General features: G+C 27.1%; 10 protein-coding genes. 2 read left to right on the top strand and 8 right to left on the bottom strand.

What is annotated here, in order from left to right; genetic code table 11:
• Positions 1 to 16: 16 nt before the first annotated feature.
• The 6 genes from CNEONATNEC86_RS01735 to CNEONATNEC86_RS01710 all read right to left on the bottom strand — a co-directional run bounded on the left by CNEONATNEC86_RS01735 (position 17) and on the right by CNEONATNEC86_RS01710 (position 7527).
• Positions 17 to 1381: a transglutaminase-like domain-containing protein gene (locus CNEONATNEC86_RS01735; RefSeq protein WP_159135439.1), complete on the bottom strand. Its 1365-nt coding sequence runs from the start codon at positions 1379 to 1381 to the stop codon at positions 17 to 19.
• A gap of 158 nt (positions 1382 to 1539) precedes the next feature.
• Positions 1540 to 2805, bottom strand: a complete 1266-nt coding sequence (locus CNEONATNEC86_RS01730; protein ID WP_159135438.1) for an O-acetylhomoserine aminocarboxypropyltransferase/cysteine synthase family protein — start codon at positions 2803 to 2805, stop codon at positions 1540 to 1542.
• Between the two features lie 76 nt (positions 2806 to 2881).
• Positions 2882 to 5515 carry a coiled-coil domain-containing protein gene (locus CNEONATNEC86_RS01725; protein ID WP_159135437.1) on the bottom strand — a complete coding sequence of 878 codons (2634 nt, stop codon included), beginning with the start codon at positions 5513 to 5515 and terminating at the stop codon, positions 2882 to 2884.
• 71 nt (positions 5516 to 5586) lie between these two features.
• The gene (locus tag CNEONATNEC86_RS01720; RefSeq protein ID WP_058293465.1) at positions 5587 to 6159 is read right to left on the bottom strand and encodes a 5-formyltetrahydrofolate cyclo-ligase; all 573 of its coding nucleotides are present in this window, start codon (positions 6157 to 6159) and stop codon (positions 5587 to 5589) included.
• 72 nt (positions 6160 to 6231) lie between these two features.
• Positions 6232 to 6651 (bottom strand): hypothetical protein, encoded by a 420-nt coding sequence (locus CNEONATNEC86_RS01715; protein ID WP_058293466.1) that lies wholly within the window; start codon positions 6649 to 6651, stop codon positions 6232 to 6234.
• Between the two features lie 114 nt (positions 6652 to 6765).
• Positions 6766 to 7527: a formate/nitrite transporter family protein gene (locus tag CNEONATNEC86_RS01710; protein ID WP_125149653.1), complete on the bottom strand. Its 762-nt coding sequence runs from the start codon at positions 7525 to 7527 to the stop codon at positions 6766 to 6768.
• A 333-nt stretch (positions 7528 to 7860) separates the two neighbouring features.
• Here CNEONATNEC86_RS01710 and CNEONATNEC86_RS01705 point away from each other — a divergent pair, with 333 nt between their 5' ends.
• The gene (locus CNEONATNEC86_RS01705) at positions 7861 to 8475 is read left to right on the top strand and encodes a HutD family protein (RefSeq protein ID WP_159135436.1); all 615 of its coding nucleotides are present in this window, start codon (positions 7861 to 7863) and stop codon (positions 8473 to 8475) included.
• A gap of 74 nt (positions 8476 to 8549) precedes the next feature.
• Here the strand turns inward: CNEONATNEC86_RS01705 and CNEONATNEC86_RS01700 are convergent, their stop codons facing one another.
• Positions 8550 to 10265, bottom strand: a complete 1716-nt coding sequence (locus CNEONATNEC86_RS01700; RefSeq protein ID WP_159135435.1) for a glycoside hydrolase family 13 protein — start codon at positions 10263 to 10265, stop codon at positions 8550 to 8552.
• Between the two features lie 218 nt (positions 10266 to 10483).
• Between CNEONATNEC86_RS01700 and CNEONATNEC86_RS01695 the strand changes: the two genes are divergently transcribed.
• Positions 10484 to 11155 carry a helix-turn-helix domain-containing protein gene (locus tag CNEONATNEC86_RS01695; RefSeq protein ID WP_058293470.1) on the top strand — a complete coding sequence of 224 codons (672 nt, stop codon included), beginning with the start codon at positions 10484 to 10486 and terminating at the stop codon, positions 11153 to 11155.
• Between the two features lie 65 nt (positions 11156 to 11220).
• Here CNEONATNEC86_RS01695 and CNEONATNEC86_RS01690 read toward each other — a convergent pair whose 3' ends face one another.
• A complete protein-coding gene (locus tag CNEONATNEC86_RS01690; protein WP_159135434.1) occupies positions 11221 to 12306 on the bottom strand; it encodes an alpha-1,6-glucosidase domain-containing protein in 1086 nt (361 codons plus the stop codon).
• Between the last annotated feature and the right edge of the window lie 45 nt (positions 12307 to 12351).

The following is a 12351-nucleotide window of genomic DNA, read 5'->3' as shown; positions in this document are numbered from 1 at the left end:
TCAGCTTATGTTTATATTATAATTCTTTAAATTCTATAGTTTCTCTTGTTACTTCTAATGCTTCTTTGCCTAATCCCATATGCTCGTATTCAGCTTCTCCTCTTTGATTATCATATGGATCTATCCTTAAAAACTTCTTACTTGGATATAATTCATACTGAAATTCTGAATTTGCAACCATTCTAAACGGATCTATATTTCCAAAATAGAACTTCCATCTTTCTTTATCTCCTTTTCTATATGCAGAACCTCCAAAAGAAGGATCTGCAAACAACCATCCATATGGTGCTATATAAAATTGTGCCCAATCATGACAACCTACTGATAAAGGTGATGCAAATAATCCTGACTGCCATTTTGCAGGTATTCCAGCACATCTACATAATGTTATGAAGAGTATAGCTTGAACTCCACAATCTCCTTTTAAATTAAGTCCAGCATATTCTGCTATATTTTCTATTGTAAAATATTCTCTTACAAATGAATATTTTACTTTTGTTGTTACAAATTCATAAATCTTTTTTGCTTTTATTAGCGGATTTTTTTCATCTTTAACGATTTCTTTACATAACTCTCTTATATATGGGGTAAACATTATATGTGGTGGCAGTTCATTTATTTCAAAATCAGGCTGTATATCACTTACTTCTTCAGGTTTAAGCTCCACATAATTTACGGTGCTTTTATATGAATACTCCACTGAAAATTCTCTATTATTATCTGTTATATTTTCCTCAAAATAAACAGTTCTTTGTTTATAATCTTCATCATTCATATTTTTAGCTTCTGGGACAGTATTTATTATCTTAATATCACTTAATTGTTTTGATTTAGCAGGAATAGGAATATGAACTTTTATTTGTTTGCCTTCCTTTATAGAATCATCTTTTATTTTCATTTTACTCCTTAAATGAACAAAATATGATTTAGTGCCTTTTTCTTTTATTTCTCTTATTATATTATTTAAAAATTCATACTCTTTTTCATTATTATTTATTTTATCTTTATCCATAGCTCTCTTCGCGAACTCTTCTCTTGTCTTTATAATAGTTTCACAAAAGCTATCTTGAAAATAAACTTCACCATTAATAAAAATCCAATCTGCAGTACCATCCTCTTTTAACATTATTAATTCCTCTTCTGTAAAGTCTTCTATATTTTCTTTTCCAACTTTAAGAGCTTCTTCAAATGTATATGGATACTCCCCCTTAATTATTTTTATAATCTCTTTCTCTAGGCATAATTTTTTCTTTAATACTTCTGGAATATCTCTTTTCATAAGACTGTTAATTAACTTTTCTTCTTCATCAAAATTGCCATTACATTTTAATTTCATTACATCTTCTGGTAAATTAATTTTTAAATATTCTACGTTTTCCATACCAATTCTCCTAACTCTATGCTTTAAATAAAATTTGAGCCACACATTGTGTGTTTCTTCTATTTTCTAAATATATACACTGTAAAATAAAAAATTATAGTTTAAAAAAACAAAAAACTAACAATGACAATCATTAGCCATCATTAGCCTTTTATATTTTAAACTTCTTCTAGTGCCTGTTTAACATCTTCAATTATATCTTCAATATTTTCTAATCCCACAGATATTCTTACAAGTCCAGGAGTTATTCCCGCTGCAACAAGCTGCTCATCATTAAGTTGTCTATGTGTTGAACTTGCTGGATGTAATACACATGTACGTATATCAGCTACATGAACTACATTTTCAGCTAATTTTAAACTATCCATAAACTTTATGGCATTTTCACGTGGTCCTTTTATAGAAAATGATATTACTCCACTGCATCCCTTAGATAAATACTTTTTAGCTAAATCAGCATATTTATTCCCATCAATTGTTGGATAATTAACAAATTCTACTTTATCATTAGAATTTAAGAATTGTGCTACCTTTTCTGCATTGCTACAATGCTTTTCTATTCTTACTGGAAGAGTTTCAAGTCCTAAATTTAGCAGAAAGGCTGCTTGGGCAGAAGGATAACATCCTAAATCTCTCATTAATTGAACTCTTGCTTTAGTTATATAAGCTGCTTTTCCAAAATCTCTAGTATACATAACACCATGATAAGATTCATCTGGTTCAACCAGTTCTTTAAATTTACCATTATCCCAATTGAAATTTCCACTATCAACAATTACTCCACCTATTTGAACCGCATGTCCATCCATATATTTTGTTGTTGAATGAATTACTATATCAGCTCCAAATTCTATTGGTCTACAAAGAATAGGCGTTGCAAATGTATTATCTACAATAAGCGGCACATGATTCTTATGTGCTATTTTTGCAAATTTTTCAATATCAAATATTGCTATTGCTGGATTTGCTATTGTCTCACCAAACACCACTTTAGTATTAGGTTTAAATGCTTTTTGTATTTCTTCTTCTGATGCATCTGCATCTACAAATGTACATTCAATCCCAAACTTTTTAAGAGTAACTGCAAAAAGATTTATTGTTCCCCCATAAATTGTTGCTGCACTTACTATATGATCACCTGCATTAAGTATATTCAATATACTTATTAATGCAGCAGCTTGTCCAGATGTAGTACAAAGGGCTCCAATTCCACCTTCTAATGATGCTATTTTCTCTTCTACAGCTGCAACTGTTGGATTAGATATACGTGAGTACATATGCCCATCAGCTGTTAAATCAAATAATTGACCAATTTCATCTGTACTATTATATCTATATGTTGTACTCTGGTATATAGGTAATGCAACTGGTTCTCCATTTTTAGGATGATACCCTTCATGCAAACATTTAGTTTCTATATTCATAATATATAGCCCCCTTGTTATAAATAAATCATATTAATTATACATTAAATATTCATCTAAGTTAATATCAATTTATTTATACCCAATATGATGCTTCCATGTCTGGATATATATTTTTAATTACTTGGATTTGTTTCCTACATTCTTCAAGCTTCTCTTTTGTATCTTTTAATTCTTTTTCTTTAATTTTTAATGATTCTTTTAATTCCAAAGCTAAATCATTTATACCGTCTATAGTATTTTGAAGATGAATAATTTCTTGGTATTCATTTTTAAAATGCATACTTCTCTTTGCTTCTTCAATAAGCAATTTTTCTACATTATTTATATTAGCATCATTAACATACTTAGCATTCTGCGCTTTCCATATTCCAGTTGACATAGCGCTTTTAATTGCTCCAAGCTTTTCTTTCATTTCATCTATTGTTTGATCATGTTCTTCTTTTTGAGCTATTAAATTTGTATAATTCAAATATGATGGCAAATACTTAATTTTGTCTGATGATAATACATTCTTTTTAAATTTATCTAAATCTTTTACATATTTATTACTCATTACAATATAATCTTTAGAATTTTTTTCAGTATCTAGCTCTAATTTTTTCTTCTCATTAACTAATTTTATTAAAGACATTTGGCTTTTTTTCTCATATATAATTAAATCATTATACTGCTGTTGCTTTAATATCCAAAAATCAGATATTTCATTATAGGATTCTAAATCTGTGAATTCCTCTATAATCTTATCTGCACATGTAACCATAAATACGAAAAGTGGCAATAAAGCTTCCTGCTTTGCCTCAAATTTATTAAGCGATAATCCTCCTTCTGAAATAAATAAATCAACAATTACTCTTTTTTCTAAAAACTCTTTAAGTAAACTTCCATTAGTAATTATAGCCTCTAAACCTAAATCATTATTAGAATAATATAGTTTAAATAGTAATCCACAAGCTAAAGCATATGCAAATTTGCTATCCATACTACAAAGAACATTAATAAATCTAAATATATCAGAACTAATACTATTCCTAATATTAATCTCATCAACAACTAATACGTTTAATCCCTGATAAATATATTTTTTTTCTTCTTCATTAAATTTTTTAATGTTATTAAATATATCGTCTATTAAATTAGATTGCATTACTATTTGATTATTATAGTAATTTGATTTAATATTATTTGTTATTCTTTGTAAATAATAAATACTTATAGCTTTTAGATAATCCGAATATCCCTTAACCCATTCTCTGCTTTTTAAAAATTCATGTGCTTTCTGTACTATATTATCTAAATTTTCTGTGAAACCTTTTCTATTACACACACATTTTACTTCAACCTTAGCTATATTAATCAATCTATAATAGATATGCAATTTTATTTCTGCATCAGAAACATCTGAAATTTCTTCTATCTTTTTATTTATATATTCATCAATTCCTTCTTTATCAGGTATTCCAAATATATTCTTTGCTGTATTCATTAGAATTGATTGTACACTGAATTTATTACTTAGTACATACAATCGCTTAAGAGAATTCCCCCTTAAATTTAAGAATCCTTTATAAAACTCATAATATTTAATTTGTTTGGTTATTTGATCATTTAAAATCTTCTTTAAAACTCTGACATTCTTATTAGCTTCATCTATATTGTTGAAATATATAATCATTTCCTCTTCAAAAAGCTTATCTTCTTTATTTATATTTATTCTTGTCCTACTTTCTTTCCCTATCAAGTCATTCTTATATTCATCCTTATAAGAAAAGGTGATTGTTGCCAAAATGTCTTTATATTCCTTACATAAGATACTAAGATTCTTATATCCTTTTCTTAACTTATCTAATGATTCATTTATTAATAACTCATATTTTATTATTTCATCTTTATTACCCTCGAAATTGCTTGCTAGCATCTTGAAATCTTGATTATTTATTTCAACTTTTACTAACTTATCTTCCTTCTCGCTTATTAACGTCTGAATCTTATCCCATTCACTTCTCAATGTGTTAAGTTCTTTCATTTCACTTTCATAACTTGATTCTATATCCAAGATACTATCTTCATAAATTTTAATTTCTTCAGATAAATACTCCTTTTTTTCTTCTAAAAGAGCTTTTTCCTCTTTTATAGCAATCACAACTCTATTCAATCCACTAACATTTTGAGAATTATTAGCTAAATCTATAACCCTTTCTCTAAGAGCATTTATTTGATTTTCTTTACTCACTATATCATCTATAGTTTTTTCCAATTCTTCTTTACTTAAGTCCAAATTATTCGGTAAAATGATTACAGCATCATCTTCATTAAAATCAGATACTTTTTCAATGTCCTTTATATACCATATAAATATTCTATTTGCCATTTTTAAAAGATCTGTAGAATTAAATATTTTTGCATTCTCAATATCATAATTTTCTTTATTTATCCCATTGAATCGTATTGTATTAATACATTTACATATTTGTTCAGGAAAACATATATTAAAATTATACTTTATACTTGTAATTAAATTTCTCATATTTTCCTTTGAATATATACCATACTTTTTGGCAACTTTTCTAACAATGTCTTCTACTATTTTTCTTAATAATATTTTAGTTATCATTGGATACTTATCAGAGGCGCATTGAGCCTTTATTATATCTGTATAGTATTCGCTTAAACTAGTATTTTTTAAATAAAAAAAATTTCCTTTCTTCATAAATTTCCACCTTAATTCGTTGTACTACATGCATATAGAAAATTTAGTTTATATTAAAGCTTGTAATAAACTTATAATATAATTTTAGAAGTTGTTATTATAGAGTCAACTGGTACATCATTCTTATCCATTGGAACATGATCAATTATTTGAAAATCATAAGCCAATGCAACTTTATTTATTCGCTTATAATATTTCTCGCTAATCTTACTAAAATATCTATCATAATACCCTGCACCATATCCCATTCTGCCTTTATTGTTATCAAAAGCAACTCCAGGAACAACTATTAAATCCAATTCATTTGGATCAATAGATAATTCTTCATTTGATGGTTCTAAAATTCCATAAGCATTCCTTATTAATTTATCGAACGAAATAATGTTTACTGCATCCATATTCCTAGTCTTTATTTCTGTTCTTGGTACATATACATTTTTATTATCTTTAATTGCTTTTAATATTATATTTTTAGTATTTATTTCTGAACCATATGATATATAAATAAATATATTTTTAGCACATATATATTCTTTACTATTCAGAAATTTTTTTTCAATTATATTATCCATCTTTTTCTTTTCATGTGTATCTAGATTATTTCTTGCTTCTAATATATTTTTTCTTATACTTTTTTTGTCCATAATAACTCCCCTCTATTTATTCGAACCACATAATTGCTATATACACATAATTATAGATTTATACATATATTCTTATAGGTGTATATTTTTTATTATTACTGGTGTCTTCTTAAATGCTATATCTTTTCTTATTTCTTTTGTTTCTTTATCTATAGTTATTTTATATATATTAGGGCAGCCTTCTTCTCTCCATTTTCTCATATATTTTGGTGTTGCCTCTATTTCATTATAATATCTTTCATCAAATTCATCTGAAAACTCTAAATAGCTTACTAAACTATATCGATCTATATTTATTTTTTCTTTATCATAATTTTTATATATAGGGAAAAAGAATCTTAGAGGAACTTCATAATCATATCTTGATCCCTCTTTTAACTTCTTTGATTCCATAATTGCTCTTTTGAATAAATTATTTATATCACACTCTTTAATTTTTAATTTAAATAATATTTTTCCGCTTTTATTTTTTTCTAATTTAATTTTTATCATTTGCCTCTCTCCAATTTATTTTTTAGACAACTAATATACTATCATGATTATATCTAGATTGTCTAAAATAAAAGTGGATGGTTAGATACTTAACCATCCACTTTATAAAATTATTTATTCTTCTGTAGATATATACACTATTGGTAATGCTAGAAGTATACCACCACCGATTATGTTTCCAATAACTACAAAGAAAAGGTTCTTTAACACTAACATCATTGGAAGTCCGCCTAATGCAAAGTATCCTACTGCAAATACTCCTACATTTGCAATACTATGTTCAAATCCAGCTATTATAAATGTAAATACTGCAAAGAACATCATTGCAAGTTTTCCAAATTCTGTTTTCATTTTTATTCCACTTAAATATGCTAAACAAACACTAAAGTTACATAGAGCCCCTCTTAAAATCATTTGAGGAATTGATAATTCTAATTTTGAAGCTACAAGTGGCTCAACATAATTTTGAATTGCACTTAAAGATGCACCACTTTTTATAAATAAATATCCAAATATTATTAATCCTATTGCATTTCCTAAAAAGCTATAAGCCCATATTTTTAAAGATTTAGCTAATGTAACTCTTTTTTCATACATTCCAACACACATAACAAAGTTATTTCCAGTAAATAATTCACCACTTAAGAACACAATCATAGCTATAGCAAAACAGAATGTTGAAGCAACTATTATCTTAGCAACTTCATGTGATACAGGATACATTATTCCTCCAGTTGTATAAGATAGTATTATAGCTACCATTATATAAAATCCTGTTAATACAGATCTCCCAATATATTTTCCTGGCTGCTCATCAGCATATCTCACTTTTTTTTCTGCTAATTTGTTGATTGTTTCTACATCACTTCTGTACATATTGTCCTCCTAAAATTTCATTTTTTCTTATGTATCTTAATTTAATGAGATGTCTCCATTAAAATTATAATTAATATTAGAATTCTCTAATATATTGCTTTGTATGCATCACTTAAAAAGTCCAACTACTTTATTCTACATCAAATTTTAATTTTGTCAAAATATATTTAATTTAATTAATTTTGCAATCTTTATTTTTTACTTTTAAAGTAATTAAATTAAAATTTGTATTTTTATTACTAAAAAAATAATAAAAGCTATTTTAAGTTCACAATTTACATGTGATTTGTAGTAAAATATTCTAAAAGCATTATATAAGTGGAGGCGAAAACTTTGAATTATGATATCAAGATAATAACCAAACAAGAAAATACTCCAACTTTTTGGTATGGTGGAATGTCAGCTGAATTAACAGCATATCCTCCTTCTTCTAGCTTCGCTAAAAGAGATTTTTTATGGAGATTAGGATTTGCTAAGATTGATATCCCAGAGTCAAACTTTAGTGCATTACCTGGAGTTTCTAGACATCTCATGGTTACGAACGGTAAAATGACTATTGAACATGTAGGACAATATACTAAAACACTATCAGAACTTGAAGTTGACAATTTTATTGGAGACTTTGAGACAAAAACACATGGAATATGTTCTGTTTTTAATCTAATGACAAGAGAAAATTATAAAGGTAGTTTATTTCCATTAATAATAAATCATAAATCTAGTCATGAATTATCACATTCTATTTCATATAATGAAGAAATTGTTTCTGTATGCTTGTACCCTCTCGCCGGATCATTTAAAATAATAATTAATAATCATAGCTTTGCGATACATACAGGTGATTTATTAAGAATTGACTGTATGGAATCAGATTCATCTGTTAAATTCAATTTAGTAAATGAATCTTATGAGCATTGCAAAATAATAGTAAGCATAATATACAAATAATTATATAAAAATTTTATTATAATAAATGACTGCATTAAAGTTCTTCATTAATGCAGTCATTCTAATTACATGTTTTAGAATTTCAATATCATAGTTTCCATACTATTTAATTCTATAAAAGATTTAACTTCTACTAATTTTTCATTAATTAAATCCTTAGCAATAAACTCTTCATTTAAATCTATTATTTTTTTGCAATCATTATTATTTATAATAACAATAACATTTTCATCTTTAAAGCATCTTTTAAATGACACAATATTATCTTTACAATAGATTTCTTTATAATCACCATAAATCAATGATTTGTTTTCTTTTCTTATCTTTATTAGCTTTTTATAAAAATCTAATAATTCTAAATTTTGTTTTTCTTTGTCCCATATCATGCATCTTCTATTATAAGGATCATCTCCCCCGTTCATTCCAATTTCATCACCATAATATATATACGGAATTCCTATATAAGTAAATTGGAACGCTATTGCAAGCTTAAGTGAATTTATATTTTCATTACTTTCTGTTAAAAATCTTTTTGTATCATGACTATCTATTAAATTCCACATTTGCCTTGTAATTGAATCCATATAAAGCATTCTTGTTATTCCCAATATATTTGAGAATTCTTCACTACTTATGACCCTTTTAGCAAAAAAATCTGTTAATGCATTCTTAAATGGATAATTCATTATCCCATCTAACTGATCACCTTTAAGAAATGAGTTGGCTTCATGCATTATTTCCCCAATTACAACTGCATCTTTCTTTGTATTCTTTATCCTCTTTTTAAATTCTCTCCAAAAATCATGTCCTATTTCATCACATACATCTAATCTCCATCCATCGATACCTATTTCTTTTACCCAATATTCCCCTACTCCTAATAGATAATCTCTTACTTCACGATTATTAGTATTAAACTTTGGCATATTCCTATGATTTTTTCCAAAGGTATAGTAATTTCCTTTATTAAAATTAACAGGATAATTGTCAACAAAATACCAATCAGTATATTTAGACTTTTCTTGATTAGTAAGTAAATCTTGAAAAGCAAAAAAATCATCACCTGAATGATTAAATACAGCATCCAGTATTATTTTTATATTTTTTGAATGACACTTATGCACTAATTCTTTTGCCACTTCAACAGTGCCAAACTCTGGATCTATATTAAAATAATCACATGTATTATATTTATGAGCAGTATTTGATTTAAATATTGGTGTAACATAAATCACATCTACACCTAAGTCTTCTAAATATTCTAACTTATCTATTATTCCCTTAAGATCACCACCATATCTAGAACGATATGATAGATTTTTTTCTTCCCCCCAAGGCATTACATATTCTGGATTGATACTTGAATCCCCATTGCAAAATCTCTCAGGAAATATCTGATAAACAATGCTCTCCTGCATCCATTCTACTTCTTCATATACATCTTCATGAGCTATATAAGGAAAAATGAAGGGATAGCTATTTCCTTCTGAAACGCCTCTTTCTGTTAGATAGTATTCTTTTTTATCTGTATCTATTAATTTAAAGTAATACTCATATCTATTTCTATCTGTATTAATATCGCATTGAAAAAAATCAAATAATTCCGATGTAGCTACAACATCCATACTTTTATTTTCATATGGTGAGCTTTCAAAATATTTATCTTTATAAAAGACGGTACATTCTTCTATATCTTTTGCTGCTGTTCTAACTCTTAAAGTCAATTTATTACAATCTTTAGCATAGCAATAAGGTGCCTCTGTTACATGATATATTCCATATTTATTCATTTAAAAATCGCCTCCAGAAATTCTCTTTACTTTGGTGGCTAGTACCTATAACATCCCCGGGTAAGAAAAGTTACTATACCTTAATTCTTACATTTCAAATTATATTGTTATTATAGCAAATACTATTGATTAAAATTGTATATATTTAATATAATATGTATATACATAATCTTAGTTTATACATTAATTTATATTTTAATATTTCAGGAGGCAGTACTATGAGTGAATCTTTTAAATCTGATAATAATATTTTTAATAACAGAATAACATTTCTTATAGGTTTAAGAGCTAAACCTGAAATACTTGAAATAATAAGAAATAAACATATAGGTGAAAAAATTGATGAGATTTCAATTCAAGATAAAAAAAATGATTTAATCATTTGGAATGCAATCTATACAACTGAAGTTGTTAAAAATGGTGTTTTAAAGAAATATCTTCATCCAATATATAATAAGTTTTATGATTTAATTCCTACAAAAAAGACATTGGAAGATTTACAACAACTAGAGATTCAGATGATAGACACATATATAAACCTTTTAATAAATGATATAGAAGTAACAGATAACTTTGTAATCAATAGGATTTTAAAACATCTTCATTTAAATATCGAAAGTCATGTTTCTCTAGAAAAACTGTCACAAGACCTAAATCTTTCACAAGGATATATATCTGACTGCTTTAAAAAGCATATGGGCATAACCATCATGAATTATGCTAAAAAAATAAGAATAGAAAGAGCTAAAGTTTTACTTCTTACTACTAATGAAAGCATATTAGAAATAGCCTTAACTCTTGGATTTCATGATCAAAGTCATTTTTACAAAGTTTTTAAATCTTTTACTGGAATGTCCCCATCTAAATATAGAAACACTAACTTTGGATAATTATTTCTATAAAACAAAGCTTTGAAGAGTGAACTCTTCAAAGCTTTTCTTAGAAAATAATATTTTTAATTATTAGACTCATTATAACTTTCTGTATCTACAAGTACATATGAACTCTTAGCTGGTAATATAACTTTTGAACCTTCAACTTTTCCTAATGTTTCTACCCCTGCCTTGTTACCATCTACTACTACTGTCCAATCTTCAGATGATAATTGGACTTCAACCGCTTTATCAGTTGAATTAAACATTACAGCTATTTTATTCCAAGAGTCGCCTACATTTTTCCCATTTAAAACATATGCTACAACATTATCTCCTTTAAAATCTTTGCCATTCTCTAAGAAAGTAAGATTATCCTGAATCTGTTTTGTAGTATCCATTCTAAATGCCTTATGAGAACTTCTAAGTTTTATTAATCCTACATAATATTCATATAGATCTTTATATTCACCAATTCTATTCCAATCAAGTTCATTAACTGAATCTGGAGACTTATAACTATTCCCTTCCAAGTTACCATTCTCATCACGTTTAGTTCTAGCAAATTCTTCTCCTGCTTGCATGAATGGAATTCCTTGAGATGTCCATACTATTGTTGCTGCTAATCTATTCATAGCTAAGCGGTCTGATTCACTTGCATCCGGCGCACTTAACTGTAATCTATCCCATAACATATGATTATCATGAGATGTTACATAATTAATTGTTTGATATGGTTCATTAGCCCATGCCTCTTTTGAATAGTTTACTTTAGAATAATCTATTCCATCATGCTGAGTTGATGCAACTATACCAAATTTAATTGTATCCTCTAAATCTTCCTTACCATTAATATAACCAGGCGCATTCTCTGTAAATACATGTCCTTTAAGTCCATCTCTTAAATCATCACTAAACATTGCTACTTGTGATTTTCCAAATTTAGGACCATTAGCCTTTAATGCACTATTTTCTGGAACCAATTGTGTTGTTCCTCCACTCCATCCTTCACCATACATTATTATTGATGGATCAATTTTATCTAGTTCACTTCTTATCTTTTTTACTGTATAAATATCATACACACCCATTAAGTCAAATCTAAATCCATCAACATGGTATTCATTAACCCAATATTTTAGTGAATCTATAATAAATCTTCTAGCCATATATCTTTCTGTTGCAACTTCATTACCAGTTCCTGAACCATTTGA

The sequence above is a fragment of the Clostridium neonatale genome (assembly GCF_900465025.1).
In the GTDB taxonomy this organism is placed as follows: domain Bacteria; phylum Bacillota; class Clostridia; order Clostridiales; family Clostridiaceae; genus Clostridium; species Clostridium neonatale.
The sequence above is the reverse complement of the archived record's forward strand: the minus strand, read 5'-3'. Positions and strand labels throughout refer to the sequence as shown.